The sequence below is a fragment of the Microbacterium trichothecenolyticum genome, assembly GCF_030818955.1.
Lineage (GTDB): Bacteria > Actinomycetota > Actinomycetes > Actinomycetales > Microbacteriaceae > Microbacterium > Microbacterium trichothecenolyticum_B.
This window is the reverse complement of sequence record NZ_JAUTBF010000001.1, coordinates 2,107,142-2,123,548: the sequence shown is the minus strand read 5'-3', so window position 1 is coordinate 2,123,548 and position 16,407 is coordinate 2,107,142. Positions and strand designations below refer to the sequence as shown.

16 protein-coding genes, 1 tRNA gene and 3 pseudogenes are annotated in these 16,407 nt (G+C 65.6%); 11 read left to right on the top strand and 9 right to left on the bottom strand.

Annotated features, from left to right (window positions below; genetic code table 11):
• Nucleotides 1-32: 32 nt before the first annotated feature.
• Together QE412_RS10165 and nikE are read left to right on the top strand one after the other, a co-directional pair.
• Nucleotides 33-944, top strand: coding sequence for an ABC transporter permease (locus tag QE412_RS10165; protein ID WP_307483063.1), 912 nt, complete (start codon nt 33-35; stop codon nt 942-944).
• Nucleotides 941-2,731, top strand: a complete 1,791-nt coding sequence (gene nikE, locus QE412_RS10160) for a nickel ABC transporter ATP-binding protein NikE (protein WP_307483061.1) — start codon at nt 941-943, stop codon at nt 2,729-2,731. Before QE412_RS10165 ends, nikE begins: the two co-directional genes overlap by 4 nt.
• A 51-nt stretch (nt 2,732-2,782) precedes the next feature.
• Here nikE and QE412_RS10155 read toward each other — a convergent pair whose 3' ends face one another.
• Nucleotides 2,783-3,643, bottom strand: coding sequence for a GntR family transcriptional regulator (locus tag QE412_RS10155; protein ID WP_307483058.1), 861 nt, complete (start codon nt 3,641-3,643; stop codon nt 2,783-2,785).
• A gap of 82 nt (nt 3,644-3,725) precedes the next feature.
• Between QE412_RS10155 and QE412_RS10150 the strand changes: the two genes are divergently transcribed.
• Nucleotides 3,726-4,469, top strand: coding sequence for a glucosamine-6-phosphate deaminase (locus QE412_RS10150; protein WP_307483054.1), 744 nt, complete (start codon nt 3,726-3,728; stop codon nt 4,467-4,469).
• 213 nt (nt 4,470-4,682) lie between these two features.
• Complete coding sequence (locus QE412_RS10145; protein WP_307483052.1) at nt 4,683-4,913, top strand: hypothetical protein; 231 nt, start codon at nt 4,683-4,685, stop codon at nt 4,911-4,913.
• A 427-nt stretch (nt 4,914-5,340) separates the two neighbouring features.
• On the opposite strand, the gene QE412_RS10140 is transcribed toward QE412_RS10145, so the two are convergent.
• The 4 genes and pseudogenes from QE412_RS10140 to QE412_RS10125 form a co-directional block, all read right to left on the bottom strand.
• The gene (locus QE412_RS10140; protein WP_307483049.1) at nt 5,341-5,931 is read right to left on the bottom strand and encodes a hypothetical protein; all 591 of its coding nucleotides are present in this window, start codon (nt 5,929-5,931) and stop codon (nt 5,341-5,343) included.
• Nucleotides 5,932-6,402: 471 nt separating this feature from the next.
• Nucleotides 6,403-6,546 (bottom strand): annotated as a pseudogene (locus tag QE412_RS10135) (DNA repair protein RadA); the annotation flags it as partial.
• A gap of 68 nt (nt 6,547-6,614) precedes the next feature.
• The gene (locus QE412_RS10130; RefSeq protein WP_307483046.1) at nt 6,615-7,214 is read right to left on the bottom strand and encodes a DUF4304 domain-containing protein; all 600 of its coding nucleotides are present in this window, start codon (nt 7,212-7,214) and stop codon (nt 6,615-6,617) included.
• Nucleotides 7,215-7,235: 21 nt separating this feature from the next.
• Nucleotides 7,236-8,189, bottom strand: coding sequence for an L-lactate dehydrogenase (locus QE412_RS10125; protein WP_307483043.1), 954 nt, complete (start codon nt 8,187-8,189; stop codon nt 7,236-7,238).
• Between the two features lie 127 nt (nt 8,190-8,316).
• Between QE412_RS10125 and QE412_RS10120 the strand changes: the two genes are divergently transcribed.
• Nucleotides 8,317-8,407 (top strand) — tRNA-Ser (locus QE412_RS10120).
• 49 nt (nt 8,408-8,456) lie between these two features.
• On the opposite strand, the gene QE412_RS10115 is transcribed toward QE412_RS10120, so the two are convergent.
• Both QE412_RS10115 and QE412_RS10110 read right to left on the bottom strand, forming a co-directional pair.
• The gene (locus QE412_RS10115) at nt 8,457-9,455 is read right to left on the bottom strand and encodes a tyrosine-type recombinase/integrase (protein WP_307483040.1); all 999 of its coding nucleotides are present in this window, start codon (nt 9,453-9,455) and stop codon (nt 8,457-8,459) included.
• A gap of 89 nt (nt 9,456-9,544) precedes the next feature.
• A pseudogene (locus QE412_RS10110) lies at nt 9,545-10,587 on the bottom strand (IS3 family transposase); the annotation flags it as partial.
• Between the two features lie 162 nt (nt 10,588-10,749).
• Between QE412_RS10110 and QE412_RS10105 the strand changes: the two are divergent.
• On the top strand, nt 10,750-11,043 hold the full coding sequence (locus QE412_RS10105; protein WP_307483038.1) for a hypothetical protein: 294 nt from the start codon (nt 10,750-10,752) through the stop codon (nt 11,041-11,043).
• Nucleotides 11,044-11,189: 146 nt separating this feature from the next.
• Here the strand turns inward: QE412_RS10105 and QE412_RS10100 are convergent, their stop codons facing one another.
• Nucleotides 11,190-11,621 carry a hypothetical protein gene (locus tag QE412_RS10100; RefSeq protein WP_307483036.1) on the bottom strand — a complete coding sequence of 144 codons (432 nt, stop codon included), beginning with the start codon at nt 11,619-11,621 and terminating at the stop codon, nt 11,190-11,192.
• A 678-nt stretch (nt 11,622-12,299) separates the two neighbouring features.
• Here QE412_RS10100 and QE412_RS10095 point away from each other — a divergent pair.
• The 3 genes from QE412_RS10095 to QE412_RS10085 all read left to right on the top strand — a co-directional run bounded on the left by QE412_RS10095 (nt 12,300) and on the right by QE412_RS10085 (nt 14,167).
• Complete coding sequence (locus QE412_RS10095; protein WP_307483034.1) at nt 12,300-12,872, top strand: TetR/AcrR family transcriptional regulator; 573 nt, start codon at nt 12,300-12,302, stop codon at nt 12,870-12,872.
• 243 nt (nt 12,873-13,115) lie between these two features.
• Complete coding sequence (locus QE412_RS10090; RefSeq protein ID WP_307483032.1) at nt 13,116-13,583, top strand: GNAT family N-acetyltransferase; 468 nt, start codon at nt 13,116-13,118, stop codon at nt 13,581-13,583.
• Nucleotides 13,580-14,167, top strand: coding sequence for an NAD-dependent epimerase/dehydratase family protein (locus QE412_RS10085; RefSeq protein WP_307483030.1), 588 nt, complete (start codon nt 13,580-13,582; stop codon nt 14,165-14,167). The genes QE412_RS10090 and QE412_RS10085 overlap by 4 nt, the downstream gene beginning before the upstream one ends.
• A gap of 191 nt (nt 14,168-14,358) precedes the next feature.
• On the opposite strand, the gene QE412_RS10080 is transcribed toward QE412_RS10085, so the two are convergent.
• Complete coding sequence (locus QE412_RS10080; protein WP_307483028.1) at nt 14,359-14,655, bottom strand: ATP-binding protein; 297 nt, start codon at nt 14,653-14,655, stop codon at nt 14,359-14,361.
• An 85-nt stretch (nt 14,656-14,740) separates the two neighbouring features.
• On the opposite strand from QE412_RS10080, the pseudogene QE412_RS10075 reads away from it, so the two are divergent.
• A pseudogene (locus QE412_RS10075) lies at nt 14,741-15,706 on the top strand (IS3 family transposase).
• A gap of 23 nt (nt 15,707-15,729) precedes the next feature.
• Nucleotides 15,730-15,870: a hypothetical protein gene (locus QE412_RS17725; RefSeq protein WP_373426545.1), complete on the top strand. Its 141-nt coding sequence runs from the start codon at nt 15,730-15,732 to the stop codon at nt 15,868-15,870.
• Nucleotides 15,871-16,407 lie beyond the last annotated feature (537 nt).

Below are 16,407 nucleotides of genomic sequence, written 5' to 3'. Positions count from 1 at the left end.
CCGGCACCCTTCATGACTCCGCCTGGATGCACATGGCGCGTGCCCTGCGTTCCGTCCCCGCCATCCTTGGCTGCGTGACTGTGGCGATTTTCATGCTCTTGGCCGTCTGCGCCGACGTGCTCTCCCCCTACAGCACCAACGAGCCCAGTTGTGGTGTCTATGCGCCGCCGTCGCCGCAGCATCCGCTCGGCTGTGACGATGGGGGGATCGACGTGCTGAGCCTTGTACTGATCGGCGGTCGGATCTCGATGATCGCCGGATTCAGCGCGGCCGCTATCGCTGTTGCGGTTGGGACGCTGGTGGGCATCGTCGCGGGCTACGCCGGAGGCTGGGTTGACACCTTCCTCATGCGCATCACCGACTACTTCATCGTCATTCCGCAGATCGTGCTCATGATTGTCATCGCGGCGGTGTGGGGCTCGAGCCTCGTGCACGTCATCCTCGTGATCGGACTACTGATGTGGACCAGCGCCGCACGCATCGTGCGCGCGCAGGTGGCGGCGCTGCGTCAGCGCGCCTACGTGCGCCGCGCCGAAGCAACAGGTGCCAACGCCGGACACGTGGTGCTGCACCACGTGCTCCCGCAGCTGGGACCGCTGCTGGTTGCCACCTCTGTCATCGCCATCACCGTCGCCATCTTCAACGAGACGGCGCTCGCGTTCCTGGGCCTGTCCGATCCGACCGCGATCACGTGGGGGACCATCATGCAGCACGCTTTCCAGCGCAACGCCATTAGCACCGGAGCCTGGTGGGCCATCGTCCCGGCCGGGGTGGCCGTCGCGGTGCTGATCACCGGCTGCTACCTCATGGGCAACGCCCTCGAGGACGCACTCAACCCGCGGTTGCGCTCGTCGCACCTGGCGTTGCGATCGTGGCGCTTCCGCGCGCCGGGCCCCCAGAGCGAGCAAGCTGCAATGTCTCCGAGAGAAGGGACGCAGTCGTGAACACCCGCATCGGTCCGGTCGCAGCGTCGCCGACAGCACTGCGCATCCGCGACCTCAACGTGTGGTTTGACGCTCGCGATGACAGACGTGCCCAAGCCTTCCATGCCCTGCAGGGCATCGACCTTGATGTTGCGCCTGGCGAGCGGGTCGGTCTCGTTGGCGAGTCCGGCAGTGGCAAGACGACGACGATCCTCGCGGCCATGGGACTGCTCCCTGCCAGCGCAACCGTCGCTGGCGCGGTCACGCTCGAGGCGAACGGACCGAACCTCCTGTCAGCAGGTGAGCGCGGCATCCGGCCTCATCGCTGGAGCGACATCGCAATGGTGTTCCAGGGGGCGATGAGCGCCATGAACCCGGTGCACACCGTCGGATGGCAGATCCGCGAGACGCTGGCTGCCCACGGCGTCGCCATCGGCGAAGCCGCTCGGGCCCGCACTCGCGAACTACTCGCCCAGGTCGGCCTGCCGGCCGGCACCGAGGACAGGTATCCCCACCAGCTCTCCGGCGGGATGAAACAGCGCGTCGTCATCGCCATGGCACTGTGCTGCGAACCGAAAGTGCTTTTGGCCGACGAGCCGACCACAGCGCTAGATGTGGTGGTGCAGGACCAGATCTTGCGTCTGCTCGTGAAGCTGTCCGAAGAGCTGCAGCTCGGCCTGCTCCTGGTCACTCACGATCTCGGCGTCGTCGCCCAAGCGTGCACGCGAGCCGCTGTTATGCGCGACGGTCGCATAATCGAGGAGGGTCGGGTTGAGGACCTCTACCTCGCTCCCGCTCACACCTACACGCGGGAGCTCTTCGAAGCGACGCCCGACCTGGCAGCGATGCCTCGCCGCACCCCTGCTGCCGACGGCACCACTCTGTTGAGCGTCCGTGATGTCACTGTCGTCTACGGCGGGCGCCGCCGACGCTCCTTTAGCGCGCCCGGCGCGATCGACTTCGCCGGCACCGAGACCTTCACCCCCGAGACAGTGACCGAGATGATCGCGACCCGTTCGGTCGCCGCCGACGATGTCTCGCGCGACCTCACCGAGACGGCGTCGAACGCGCCGCGCCGCGCCGCTGTCGACCGCGTTGGCCTCGACGTGCGCGAGGGCGAGCTGGTGGCACTGGTCGGGCAGTCCGGATGCGGGAAGACCACCCTCCTGCAGACACTCATTGGCTTGCAGAGGGTGGCCGAGGGTTCCATCCGTTTCCGCGGCCAGGAGGTATCGGCGGCGGGCGCGCGCACCTGGCGTGCGTTGCGGCGCGACATCCAGCTCATCTATCAGGACCCTTATGAGGCGTTGGACTCCCGCGACCGCATCGCCGACATCGTCGCCGAGCCGCTGCGTATCCACCGCATCGCCTCGTCCGCCAGCGACCGGCGACGGCGTGTAGACGAGGCGCTGCGGGAGGTGGGCCTCGACCCGGATGTCGTGGCGCGACGTTTCCCGCATGAACTCTCCGGCGGGCAGCGCCAGCGCGTAGCGATCGCTGCGAGCATTGTCCTTCGGCCGCGCCTGCTGCTGGCCGACGAGCCGGTGTCGATGCTTGATGTGTCGGTGCGCACGGGCGTGCTCGCCCTGCTAGATCGCCTCCGCCGCGAGCATCGGATGGGGATCCTCATGATTACCCATGACCTGTCGACGGCGGCGGCGTATGCCGACCGCATCGTTGTGATGAGGGAAGGGCGCGTCGTCGAGCAGGCAGACGCGTGGGATGTCGTGAACTCTCCCGCCTCGCCCTACACCCGCCACCTCATCGAGACGGTGCCTAGTCCCGACCCGCGCCGTCGACGAGCGTGAGACCCGCCACTTCGGTGCGCATCACTGCTGCGGTGATCGCTGCCGTCGCGATCACCGCCCGAGGGGCCGGACATCCCACTCGGCCTCCCGCGACGGCTCGATGAGTCGTTGGCGGGAGGTTCCGGAGACGTAGAAGGTGAATTCCTTCGCAGGATATGTCTGCTGGAAGCTGTCGAACGCGACGCCGTCGGCGTTCAGGCTGACGCCCCGGATGCGCACGACGTCAGCGGTACCCGGCAGTTGAAGGTACTGACGCTCGACGGCGGTGGGCTCGTCAACCTCGAACGCCTGCTCCACGAGGTCGTCGCGGAACCCATGCCGTTCGGCAAGCAATTCGTAGAGCGATCCGCCGGCGGCGAGGTACTCCTGGTCAAGGGAGGAGATGAGCGAGATTGGCAGGACGGCGGTTTCGTAGACCTTCGGCTGCGATCCGAGACGACGCAGCCGCGCGACCTCCCACACCGGGGAGCCGGTCTCTATGCCCAGCGCGGCGGCCTGCTGCTCGCTGGGCAGCCCCACGATCAGGCGGACCAGTTCGGTTTGCAGCTCAACGTGGTCTCCCAGGCCTCGAAGGGTCTGCAGCAGCCCTCCGGGCCGAGAGGGCTCGCTCACGATTCGAGGCGAGGCCACGAAGGTGCCGACGCCCTGGTGGCGCACAATCCGGCCATGCCGGGTCAACTCATCTAAAGCGCGCCGAACGGAGATGATACTCACCCCGGCCATATTGGCCAGTTCGGCGGTACTGGGCAGCTGACTGCCCGGCTTGAGATCACGGTCGCGAATCAAATCGACGACGAGGTCGTACACGTGCTGGTAGCGCAGCACCCGCCCCGGGCGGCTGCCCTCTGGCTCGTCGTCTCCGTGGTCCGGTGAAAGCGGCATGAGGTCCCTCCGCAATGCGACGTCGATCATCGACGCTCGGCGACAAACATAGTCCCGTTTGCGCCCTGGAATAAGAACGGAACATTCGCAGTTACTCATTATACTCAACATAATGAGTATCCATTTTCACCTGAGTATAGTTCCCGACTCCGAAGCGGTCGCCGCGTACGCGTTCACCGCCGTCGCCGATCCCCTCTCCCGGCTCGAGCGTCCGGTGCTTGGGGTGGCGACCGGGTCGAGCCCCGAGGGGCTCTATCGCTTACTCGCTCAGGCGTGTGCGGACGGCCGATTTGATGCCTCCCGCCTGCGCGCGTTCGCGCTTGACGAGTACGTCGGTATCGACCCTGCAGACCCGCGCAGCTTCGCGGCCACACTGCGACGCCAAGTGACGGAATCATGGGGGCTTGATGCCGGGCGCATCAGGGTTCCCGACGGCCGAGCCGCCGACCTCGACGCGGAGTGCGCCAGCTTCGAGGCCGACATCCGCGAGGCGGGCGGTGTCGACGTGCAGATTGTGGGGTTGGGGGGCAACGGACACCTCGCCTTCAACGAACCCGGCTCCGCACGCGACTCCCGCACACGCGTGGTAGAGCTCGACGAACGCACCCGTCGCGATAATGCGCGTTTCTTCGAGATGGCCGAATCTGTGCCGCGGTGGGCGGTCACCCAGGGCATAGCGACGATCCTGGAGGCCCGGCGGATCGTCGCCCTGGCTGTGGGCGAGGGGAAGGCGGGTGCCGTGGCCCGTGCGGTGGTCGGCCCGATCGACGCATCCTGCCCTGCGTCCTTCCTTCGGCTCCATCCCGACGTAGTCGTCATCGTCGACGAGGCCGCGGCGCGCCTCTTACCGCGCTAACCGTCGGGCGGATACCGACCAGGTGAGAGAATTCCAGTAGACGAGGTTGTCGATCTCCCCCGGAGATTCGGATCGATGGACTGCGACTTGCCGGATGCGGGCGCACAGGGAGAAGGTGGTTGGTCGTGACGGACGCCTGTCTGGAAGGCTCGCCGCGGCGGAGGACGAACTCCGCATTCGGTTCCCCCGAGTTATTGACACTGGCTGCGCGTCATGAACGACACGCGGATCAGGGTGGGTGAGATGTTCTCGCTCGTGCCCGCGGAGATCGACGCCGACGCCGACACCGACGTCCGCTACCGGATCCGCCTCGGCGGCGCCGACCCGCGGTATTTCGTCTTCTATGCGCAGGACGACGACGAAGCGTTCGCTTCCGATCTCGGCTTACGGGTGTACCCGGGTGGGGGAGACTCCCATGGTGCATGTGGATCGTCTCGATGGTGACGGTGCCGTGCCGGTCGCGTACGCCGACTCCTTCGCCGCGTTCATCGTGCGACTCCTCGACGAGCTCTGAGCGGGTCTGGCTATTCTGGGACGGGGCAACGCATCCCGTGTAACAGGGGACCCCGGACGATGCTGAAATCGCTTATGCCCGGCGATCGATTCGCGTTCGCGATCGCGCCGGGACGTTACGGCCATGGCGCGGTGATTCGCCTGGATTAGACAGTCGCGGAGAGTTCATCAGTCGACTCCGTTTAGGTGCAGCAGGGAAAAGTTCGATGCCCGATCTCAGTTCGAGTGAGATCGGGCATCGACGCACGAAGGCCGGTTGCACCCGGGACGGCGTTACGCCCTACCGTACTCATAGCGCTGCTGACTCTCGCGGCTCCAGAACCCCAGCCGGACGACTGGATCTGGAGCCCTTCGCTTTTCAGGACTCCAACGAATCCACCGTGCGGCGGCGAAGCACCACGGTCTCCTGCAGCGTCTCCAGGTGCGCCGGCTGGCCGAGCGCCGCCGCGTTGATCGCCCCCAGAAGAACATCGGCAATCCACAACAGTGGCTCGTCACCACCTCGCCGGTGGGCGATCCGGACGCGGCTGTCGAGGCCTTGGCCTTGCAGGGCCACGATGCGTTCACCATCCCGGCTGTTCTGACTGGGAGAACGGTCCTCGAGCAGAAGATCGAACACTTCCATGCCGGCCATGTCGTGATACAGCGCTTCGAGGCAGTTGCGTCGGCACCGCTCGTTCTTCTTCACCCGTTCGCTGCGGTGAGTGACGACCCTGGTCATCGGGGCCAGCGCGGAGATTCGTTCGACGATGTTGCGGCGATGCGGCTCGCTCTCATCGGTCCAGTGCAACTTCACCTGACCTGGCAGAGCAAGGCAGCGAAGCTGCTCCCGGATCTCATCGCACGCCTCGAAGGGGATGAAACCTGCGCCGATCAGATACTCCTGGCGGGTGCTGGACCGGACCGCTGACGACTCGTCGATGAAGGCGCGGTAGGAGTCGAGCGGCACTCCCCCACACTACGTTCGGTCACGGACACTCCCGGGCCGCCCAGCACGCTAGAGACGGGGGCCACGGGTCTGCGTGGGCGCACCTGGCTGGTCGGGGCCCCAATACCCACGCGCGGCGCCGATCCTCATCGTCGGGGACGCGCCCCAGCTGAGCCGCCCACGCTGGTTGCTCGGCTGCGACTGCTTCACCGCGCTTGGTGAGGAGCTCAGCGAGGCGGTCATAGCGTTCCTGTAGGTGTGTCCGCCACTCGTCGGGCAGGGTCGCGCTGGCGAGAACATGGGGGTCAGTGATCCACTCGGGAACCGGCGGTGGTTCGGCCGCCTGCGGCTGACGCTCGTCGGCGGTACGGCGCCGGTCGAGCGTGGCTTCGATCTGGTGGTGCAGCACTGCCGGTGCGTCGTCGGCGGTGTCGAGCTCCCGCTGACGGTACGCGGATCGAAGAGTGGTGGCAGGGTCGTAGCCGGCCGACGGACGATGCCCGTCTGCTCCGCCGCCTCGACCACCGTGCCCCACGACTGGCACTCCCCGCAGCGGCCCACCCACTTCAGCGTCGTCCATCCGCACTCGGTGCACCGGTAGGGCGCGGGGGCTGCGGTGGGACGTCGGGATGCCATGGCATCAGGCTACGCGGGGCCCCCGACATCGTCGGCGCCGGGGTCACGGCATCCGGAAGGGGCCGACGTCAGGACAGTGCGACGCCGTACTTCTGCGCGGTCTCGTCGAAGTTCGCCGCGAGGCGCGGCCAGCGATCCTGCGTCCCGAAGCGCTCGCGGGCGGCGGCGAACTGGGCGCGAGCGTCGGCGAGGCGCCCGGTCGCGCAGAACCAGGCGAAGAGGTCGTCGTCGAGGAAGCTTCCGCTGTCGAAGAGAGTCCGCGCGAGAGACGCCTCGTCGGTGATCCCGTCGAGGTGCGTCACCACCTGCTCGATCGCGGAGGGAAGGGCGGAGCTCACAGCCTCGGCGTCTCGTTCCATGTCGACCCGATCGGTGGGCCACTCGCTGATCGTCTCGAAACGCGTCGAGTACTGCGCGGTCGCCGAGGCGAGGTTCTCGGGCACCCGGTCGCCGATCGCGCGGGCGAAGGCTGCCACGTACGCCGACGCGTTGACGTAGAAGCGCACGCTGTCGGGGCTGTTGCCGTGGCTGCGCTGCAAGTCGACCTCATGAACGACCCCGTCGCCGACACGGGTCCAGACGTAGCGTTTCTTGCGGAAACCGTGGGTCTTCAAGACGCGGCCGATCGCGGCGACGGCGTCGGCGAAGCGTTCCTCGAGATCGCTCATGGCGGGGATGCTACCGGCGCGTCACCCGCGCAGCGAGTCCGCCACCGTGGTCAGCGCATCGGCGGAACGGCGCAGCAGCGTCAGCTCGTCGTCGGAGAACGGGGTGCCGGCCAGCGGGACCGCCCCCTTGGCGCTCACGAGCGAGGGGACCGACAGAGCCATGCCGCTGATGCCGTGGAAGTCGTCGAGCACGGTGCTGACGGGGAGGATGGTCCGCTCGTCGCGGAGGATCGCCTCGACGATGCGCGCACTCGAGAGGCCGATCGCGTGGTTCGTCGCGCCCTTGCCCTTGATCACCTTGTACGCGGCGTCGCGGACTTCGACGGCGATGGCATCCAGTTCCTCCGTGGTGAAGAAGCTGCCGTCGGGGAGCTCGAACTCGGTGATCGGGACCGAGCCGATCGTCGCGGTCGACCACAGGGGGAACTCGGTGTCGCCGTGCTCGCCGACGATCCACGCGTGCACGCTCGAGGTGGCGACCCCTGCGCGTTGGGCGAGCTTCCAGCGCAGGCGGGAGGTGTCGAGCACGGTGCCGGAGGCGAAGATCCGGCGCGTCGGCAGGCCGGTGGCCTCCCGCGCGAGCACGGTCAGCACGTCGCACGGGTTGGTGACGATGACGTAGACCGCGTTCGGGGCGACCTCGAGCAGCTTCGGCATCATGTCGCGGATGATGCGGGCGTTCGTCGCGGCGAGCTCGGTCCGTGTCTGACCGGGGTTCTGCTTCGCGCCCGCGGTGATCACGACGACGTGAGATCCCTCGGCAACGGCGACGTCGCGGCCGCCGGCGATGTCGCTCGAGCCCGTGAACTGCGTGCCGTGGGCGAGGTCGAGCACCTCGGCCTCGACCTTCGCCTCGGCGATGTCGTAGAGGGCGACGTGCCGCGCCGATCCCCGGATGAGGGCCGCGTATGCCACGCTCGCGCCCACGCTTCCCGCGCCCACGACCGTCAGCTTGGAGTTCTCGATCACGCTCATGGCTCGATCCTGGCAGCGGCCTCCGGCGGCTTCCAGTGGGGTGATTCGACGGTGGACGAATGGATGCCGTCGAGGTGGCGCGGGGCCGGATTCGCGGCATCCCTCGATCTGTCGTAAGCTGGTCGGCGGTGACGTGTCCGAGCGGCCGAAGGTGCAACTCTCGAAAAGTTGTGTAGGGTAACCCCCTACCGTGGGTTCAAATCCCACCGTCACCGCCACCACGAAGGCCCCGACTCCCGCGGAATGACGCGGAAGCCGGGGCCTTCGTCACGAGGTCGCGGGTGTCCGTGGCAACATTTCGGCAACACCTGCCGAGCGCCGCGCCTTGTCGAGCGCCGTGGCAACACCGTCCAGATCGTCGTCGAAGAGGTCGGCGTAGGTGTCGAGCGTCATGCTCGCGGACGCGTGGCCCAGCATCCGCTGCACGGCCTTCACGTTCGCGCCCGAGCTGATCGCGAGGGAAGCGGCCGTGTGCCGGAGGTCGTGCGGGGTGACGCGCGGCATCCGCGCTGGCTCATCCTCGCCTCGAGCTTTCGCCTCGGCTGCAGCTCGCTCCTCGTTGTCGAGCACGCGACGCACGGCCGCCGCGAACCATCCGTCGCGGCTGTTCGGCAGTCGCATGTGCAGTCGACCGTCACCGAAGAGCAGATCATCGCGGCCCTTGCCCTCGCAGAGCTTCGCGATCGACAGAGCCAGGAAGGCCGGGTAGGGGACCGAGCGCGTCTCGTGCGTCTTCGGCGTGCCTACGTGGATCACCGTCCCGACCATCACCGCGTTCTCTTCGACGCTCACGCGGCGCCGAAGCGTGTCGATGTGCCGAACCCGCAGGGCGGTCGCCTCACCCCATCTGAGGCCCGTGTACGCCAGGAACGTCACGAGCTCCGGGTGAGCGGAAGACGCGGCGAGCGTGGCGACCTGGCGGTGAGTGAGGTACGGCTTCGACTTCGCGATCAGCCGGGAAACGGTGCGCGGACTGGTCCCGCAAGCGCGGGCGATGTTGTCGCGCCCGAGCCGCTCACGCGAGCGCAGCTCAACGACGGCGGCTGCTGTCGCGGCGGCAGTCGCCGTCGGAGACGACACCGGACGCGAAGACCGATCGGACAGCCCTGCTTCGCCCGCAGCGCGGTAACGGGCCAGCCAGCGATGAGCGCACTGGCGCGAGACGCCCATCTCCTTGGCAACGTGCGAGACGGGACGTCCGCCGAGAACCCGGCGCACGAGAATCAGACGACCCGCGACCGTGAGCCGCGCATTACGGTGGACCAAGAGAAGGCCTCCACTTCGGTGACGTTAGACACCACCAATCGTGGAGGCCTTCTCCCTATCCGAATGTCACCAACGTGCTGACCGGGTACAGCTAGCGCGTTGTCATAGCTGTCGCCAACGGTCCCAATCGACGGGGTCGCGCCGATCTCCGCGAGCCGTTCGCCGTAGCGGATCGACGTGAATTGACTGCCCGCATCGCTGTGACACCGCAGGTCATCGTGGCGGGCGCCGCGGGACCAGCGGGCCATCTCGATCGCGTCGAGGACCATCTCGGTGCGCATGTGCGACGCGACCCGCCAGCCCACGATCATGCGGGAGAACGCGTCGACGATGAAGCACACGTACGCCACGCCCGCCCAGGTGGGCACGAACGTGAGATCTGTCACCCAGAGCCGATTTGGCGCGGTCGCGGTGAACTGCCGCTGCACCAGGTCCGGATGCCGCGCTGCCATCGGATCCGGGCGGGTGGTCTTGACCCGCTTCGACCGTTTGGTGCCCTGAATGCTGGCGGCACCCATCAACCGCCCGGTCTGGTCCCGGCCGATCTCAAGCCCGGCGCGGCGAGCCGTCTTCCAGAGCTTGCGGACCCCGTAGACGCAGTAGTTCGCCGTCCACAGACTCACCAACTCCGGCATCACAACCGCGTCGCTGACCGCGCGGGCCGACGGCGACCGATTACGGGCGGCGTAGTACGTGCTCGGAGCCACCTGCAGCAGTGCGCAGATGGGCTCGACTCCGAGCGGGCGACCCTCGACGACGTCGTCTCTGTTGGCGTCGACGAACGCAACTACTTCTGGTGTTGGCGGTCGAGCTCCGCCCCGAAGAAACTCGCCGCACGCTTGAGAATCTCATTAGCGCGACGCAACTCCCGGACCTCCTGCTCCAGCTCCCGCACCCGAGCCGCTTCACTGCTGCTCACCCCGGGCGCGACGCCGTCATCGATATCGGCCTGCTTCACCCAAGTCCGCACCGAGTCGACGCCGTATCCGAGCTGCGATGCAACCCGCTGCACCGTCCCGTGCTCGGTGCCCAACTCCGCCCGCAAGGTCCTGACCATCCGCACCGCGGCGGCCTTCTCCTCGGGCGAGTAGCGACGCGTCGTCGGTTTCCCGATCGCCTGTTCTCTCGGCATAACTCCATCCTCGTTTCCAAGGTCAGGAGCCTCCAACAAACTCAGGGCGCTTCACAGGGCGCTTCAGAGACGAAGGCGAAGTTTGGCTTTGCTCATGTCACGAGCCACTCGTTCCATCCGAACTCCGTGGAAATTCTTAATTTTTCCCGATATCGTGCCGTAATGCGATATCGCTTGATGAACGACTATTCGGTGGACTGGCCGTTCTGGGGGGGCGAAGAGGACCCCGGCTTGTGCGCTGACGGTGACCCTTCGCTTCCTACGGATCTGGCGGTCGCGGTACGCGCGTGGGCTGCACGCTTCAATGCCAAGTTCAGCTGGGAGCATGGCTGGCCCGATGAGGAGACGGCCGCTTTTCACCGAGCGGAGGGGGAGCTGCTGCACAGGAAGGTGAAAGAGGCGTTACCTGGCCACGACGTTGCCTTGATGTACTGGGAAACAGCAGTCCGAAGCTGACGCTGACAGCTCGCAGCAGTCTCAGGCCAGCCACACACGCAGCTTACATTTCTCATCGACAACCCGCCCGGCTCATTTTCCAGTGGATGAGCCGGGCGGGTTATTAAAGGGGATACGCCTCGACTTGACCCCTTATCCGGAGTGACTCATCGGGGGAAGGCGGTGATGATTTTCTCATCGCTGCGCGAAACAGATACGAGCATCGAATAGGTGCGCACGACCTGGCCCTGTTTGTTCTTGATCTGGATTGGTGCGGTGTACCCCCAGGTGTTGTTGTTCCGAACCGGGGCCGCCTGCGGCGCACCTACCGTGGTGGACATCGCCCATTTGGCGAAGTCGTCCCAAGAACGACCCAACCGGTATTTGGTAACGATGTTTTGGTAGTCCTGGCCGTGTCTTCCGGCAATGTGGCGCCAGCCAAACTGAGAGTTTCCGCACACCAGCTTGGCGACTCCGTTGGGGTTGCGGCGTTGCCAGTTCGTAACCCGCTTAGATTCAGGATCTCCTGCATTACATCCTGGCGCGGACAGCATCATCCCAGTATCCCTGTCGTCATAGACTGCGTCGCCGATGCTCACGGTGTATTCCTCGGTGGGTACCGCATCTGCCGCTTCCGCTTCGCCCTGTGAATCTTCTGCTTGGGGTAAGACGGCGCCCACGACATCCCGTGCCAGGGGCAGAGTGGTCGTAGTTGTGCTGGCCGAAGCCGGAAGACCTGTCGCGAGAAGTCCCACTATCAGTGCCGAAGCGAGTGCGGAACGAGTAACTAGTCTCATGTGATTCTCCTACCAGTTGCAGTGCCAATTTCCATTCGTAAGCCAACGCGATCATCGAAATTTCCGCTCCCTCTTCTCGGGTAAAGTTTTCCCCCCTCGGGGGATGGTGCTCAGACGGGAGACTCGTCGCGACCTCCACGCTGGCTAGGGATGAGCGATCGAATGCCCCAAGGACGGTGCCGCGATCGAGGCCAAGCCTGCTGAACTATGTGCACTGTGGGCGCCGCTTTCACCGGCCCTGGGGTGTTCGTTTGGGGATCGTCTCGTGAGACTCCCATCCGCAGCTGCGCTAAGCGCCCTTCTGTGAGCAGCCTCGCTTCGTGTCGTCGTTTTCGCTGCGGTCTGTGTCAGGTCAGGTGATGCCGATGACGAGGGTGCTGCGGGCGGCTTCAACGAAGGTCAGGGGTTCGACGAGTCACTGCGGCCAGTTGTACTGACCGAGAGCTTGATCGACAACCTGTAACTACTGGTATCCACACTATGGGTGTGGATACACGTACTCGGCTTGTGGAAGCGACGCATGAGCTTCTGTGGGAACGCGGCTACGCGGCGACCAGCCCGAAGGACATCCTGCAACGCGCCGGCGCCGGGCAAGGCAGCATGTACCACCACTTCGCAGGGAAGCAGGACCTCGCGACGGCGGCTCTCGAGCAGAGCGCAGCGGTGATGCGCGCCGACGTGGACGTGCTGCTGGCGAGCGAGGGTTCATCGTCGGAGCGGGTGATCGCCTACCTAGAGCGTCAGCGCGATTCCTTGCGCGGATGTCGCATGGGACGCATGACCTACGACGCGGACGTGCTGGCGACACCGGAGCTTCTCCATCCGGTTGCGGAGACTCTGCAGTGGGTGGTCGCCACCATCGCCAGGGTGATCAGCCGAGGCGTGGAAGAACATGAATTTCCTACCGGCACAGATGCACATCAACTCGCGTCGATGGTGGTCGCCACGGTCCAGGGCGGCTACGTGCTGGCTCGCGCCCAGCAGGATCCAGCTGCCTTCGATGCGGCTGTCGCCGGTGCTGCGGAACTCCTCCGTAACTGGAGTGCACGATGACTCTCCCGACGGAGTACTTCACGGGTGCAGTCAAGGCTCGCACGTTGACAGTCCCAATTGAAGAAACACCCCTTGCTATATACGCGGTGACCTTCGATGCGGCTGCTTCGGAAAGCTCGGGCTTCATTCGGAGGTGCTTGCCCGCGTTCCTGGCGGTCGTCTTCCCCTCACCCGTGCAGGCACGGATGCGTTCGGCTGCGAACTCGGCGACCATTCTGAGGCCGGTCGTTGTACGCTCGGGTCATGTCAGTCACTGTCCGGCCCGCCGTGGCGACGGACGCTGAGTCTTGGCAGCGCTTGTATGCCGGCTACCGAGAGTTCTACGGCTTATCCGCCGATGAGCAGGCGGTTGAGCGCACGTGGGCGTGGGTGTTGGCAAAGCAGCACGGTATCACCGGTCTCGTTGCAGTCGATGTCGCAGGAGCGCCAGGGATCGTCGGCCTGGCGAACGTTCGTCTCTATGCCCGGCCGATGAGAGCCTCGATGGGGTTGTTTCTCGATGACTTGTTCACAGACCCGTCAGCGCGTGGCCATGGGGTCGCGACCGCGCTCCTCGTTGCGGTGGCGGAGACCGCGGCCGCGGCGGGAGCTGACGTGGTGCGATGGTTCACGGCCGGATCGAACGGGCCAGCGCGTTCGATCTACGACCGCGTTGCCACACTGACACCGTGGATCACGTACGAGATGATCCCGAACAAGGGGACAGAATGATGCGCGTTCTCGTTGCCGGCGCATCGGGTGTACTCGGACGCGCAATCCTCCCGCTCCTCGTCCAGCGAGGCAGTGTCGTGCTCGGGATCACACGGTCGGAGCGTGGCTGCCGCACGGTCGAGGGTCTTGGCGCCCGAGGGATCATCTGCGACGTCTTTGACGCCGACAAACTGCGATCAGTAACGACGGCTTTTGCTCCCGACGTCATCCTGCACCAACTGACCGACCTCCCGGATCAGGCCGGCGAAATTGCGACCCGGCAATCCGCGAACGCCCGCATCCGCATCGAGGGGACAACCAACCTCCTCGCCGCCGCCGAAGCTGCCGGTCACCCCAGATTCCTCGCACAAAGCGTCGCCTGGGACTTAGAGCCCGGTTCGGATACCGCCCACGGTGTCGCCTTCCTTGAGCGCAGCGTCCTCACCTACGGCGGGGTGGTACTCCGGTACGGCCGGCTCTACGGCGCAGGCACCTATTACCCTGACGAGCCACCAGCCGAGCCCCGCTTGGCTGTCGACAGCGCTGCACAAGCGACAGTCGCGCTATTCGACGCATCCACGGGAATCCGCGAACTGATCGACTGATCAGACCGGCCGTGCTCGCAAATGGTGACCACGTGGTTGTCGCGTAAGCCCGGACCTCGAGCCAAGCTCCCACTATGGCGGACCCGGGGCAACCCAGGGTGCCATAAACCTCCGATTCCGCTACATCCGACCGACCCGACGTCAGCGATCTCTGTGAATCGCGGCAATAGGTGTCGCGCTTACCGCGTCGTTCAGCGTCCGATGAGGAGGGCTTCCTGGGCGGCGTCGACAGCCTCGGGCGTGAGGTGGGTGTGCCCGTTGATGTCAAGGACACGTCTGATTTGAGTGACAAGGCGATCGGCGAGGCGGAAGTTCCCGTTGGTGGTGCGCACGATGGCGGCTAGGGCAGCGGTGTGTGCGAGTCCGTCGTCGGCTGGGTCCGGTGAGGGGAGGCGTTGCGTGACGACGGCGGTGAGTTCATCGCTGCGGAGGGGACGGTATTCGTGGGGGAAGCCGATGCGGCTGTAGAGCTGAGGGGTCTGCTGCACGGATAGGTGACATCTTGACCTGCCCCATGGAAAGGGTTCCAGGTTCGGTGGCTAACTGGTGGCCTGATCCGGAAGGCTCATCCTCATGCCACGTCCTTATCCGCCGGAGTTTCGTGCTCGTGCTGTCGCGCTCGTGCGTGCTGGCAAGCAGGCCAAGCAGACAGCCGTCGAACTCGGCATCCACCCCGTCACGCTCTCGAACTGGATCCGTCAGGACGACATCGACAACGGTCGCCGTCCCGGTGTCCCGTCTTCGGAATCGGCAGAGCTACGCGCAGCGAAGCGTCGAATCAGAGAGCTTGAGAGCGAGCTGCTGATCGTTCGGCAGGCGGCAAGGTTCCTCGACGAGGAGCGTGTCCACCCAAAAGACTCTTCCCGGTGATCGACCGCCTCGCCGACGCCGGGATCCCGATCGACCGCTGTTGCCGCGTCCTCGGGGTTTGCGAGGCAACACTACTACCGTGTCAAACGCAAACCACTGACCCAGTCCGAACTGCGCCGGCAATGGCTGACCGGGCTGATCCGGGAAGTGCACGTCACCTCCCGCGGCACCTACGGGTACCGCCGCGTCCACGCCGAGTTGACCATGGCGATGGGCGTGACCGTCAGCGACAAGACCGTGTTCACACTCATGCATCAAGCCGGGATCTACGGGCTCCCCGGCCCGATCCGCACCACCCTCGTCATCAACGCGCTCGACATGGCCATCCGGAATCGTCGCCCTGAGCCGGGCGGCATTGTTCATGCGGACCACGGAACGCAATTCACCTCATGGCTCTTCGGGGAGAAGATCCGCTCCGCAGGCTTGCTCCCCTCCTTCGGATCCGTCGGTGACGGACTGGACAACGCGATGATGGAAAGCTTCTGGTCATCAATGCAGATCGAGCTGCTGGATCGGAAGAAGTGGAAGACCCGGGTCGAGCTCGCGAACGCGATCTTCGAGTACATCGAGATCTTCCACAACCGGCAACGCCGACACTCCGCCCTCGGCCACCGCACACCGATCGAATACGAGACACTCAACATCAACGACATCCCCGCCGCGAGTTAGCGACCGCGACTGGCACCAAATCCGTGGGGCAGGTCACAACCTATCCGTTCCTCAACGCAGCCGTTGCCAACCTTCGCGATCACGACGACCGAGATCAGTTCCTCACCGGACTCGACCTCCTCCTCGCGGGAATCCGCGCAGGAGTGACAGCCGATGAAACGTGACGAACGCGAGAAAGCACTTGAGTCTCGTCATTACTGGCTCGCTACAGGGCCGTTGCCGCCTTCCTCCGCGGTGCCTCGTATCGAACGCGCAACGAGGTCGGCGGGCGCCGGCCCTTCGGCTGTTGAGGGTAGCTCGACCGTTGTTTACGCTTGGACGAGAGATCACGTGGCTGGTCATCTTCCCCGTGGTGACAGTCGGCCAGGCGAGCCTCGCGCCGTTCGAAGAGCTGCCACTGGTTCTGCGATCCGCGCTCCTGACCGCAGCCGCGGTTCCGTTCGCCGCCTACATCGGAGTTCCGGCGATCCTCAGGCTCCTCGCGACGAGAAAACGGGGCCGTCGTCGCGGTTGACGCGAGGTTCCGGTAGCGCAGATGCCCGGCCGAGGTCGGCCGGTTCGCGCGCGGTCGCGCTGCCCTCTCGGGCGTCCTGCGGCCGAGCTTCTCCCACGTAACATGACGCTCTTTGTGACGCGGTTTGACGGTGGATGACGAGGTTTGACGACGTGTGACAGCCCGGGCGGCTGTCGGCACGCCCGTC

Coding starts and splice junctions, on each gene's coding strand:
- QE412_RS10165 (WP_307483063.1), top strand. CDS start 33: ATGGCGCGTGCCCTGCGTTCCGTCCCCGCCATCCTTGGCTGCGTGACT.
- QE412_RS10155 (WP_307483058.1), bottom strand. CDS start 3,643: ATGATCGACGTCGCATTGCGGAGGGACCTCATGCCGCTTTCACCGGAC.
- QE412_RS10150 (WP_307483054.1), top strand. CDS start 3,726: ATGAGTATCCATTTTCACCTGAGTATAGTTCCCGACTCCGAAGCGGTC.
- QE412_RS10145 (WP_307483052.1), top strand. CDS start 4,683: ATGAACGACACGCGGATCAGGGTGGGTGAGATGTTCTCGCTCGTGCCC.
- QE412_RS10130 (WP_307483046.1), bottom strand. CDS start 7,214: ATGAGCGATCTCGAGGAACGCTTCGCCGACGCCGTCGCCGCGATCGGC.
- QE412_RS10125 (WP_307483043.1), bottom strand. CDS start 8,189: ATGAGCGTGATCGAGAACTCCAAGCTGACGGTCGTGGGCGCGGGAAGC.
- QE412_RS10105 (WP_307483038.1), top strand. CDS start 10,750: ATGCGATATCGCTTGATGAACGACTATTCGGTGGACTGGCCGTTCTGG.
- QE412_RS10095 (WP_307483034.1), top strand. CDS start 12,300: ATGGGTGTGGATACACGTACTCGGCTTGTGGAAGCGACGCATGAGCTT.
- QE412_RS10090 (WP_307483032.1), top strand. CDS start 13,116: ATGTCAGTCACTGTCCGGCCCGCCGTGGCGACGGACGCTGAGTCTTGG.
- QE412_RS10085 (WP_307483030.1), top strand. CDS start 13,580: ATGATGCGCGTTCTCGTTGCCGGCGCATCGGGTGTACTCGGACGCGCA.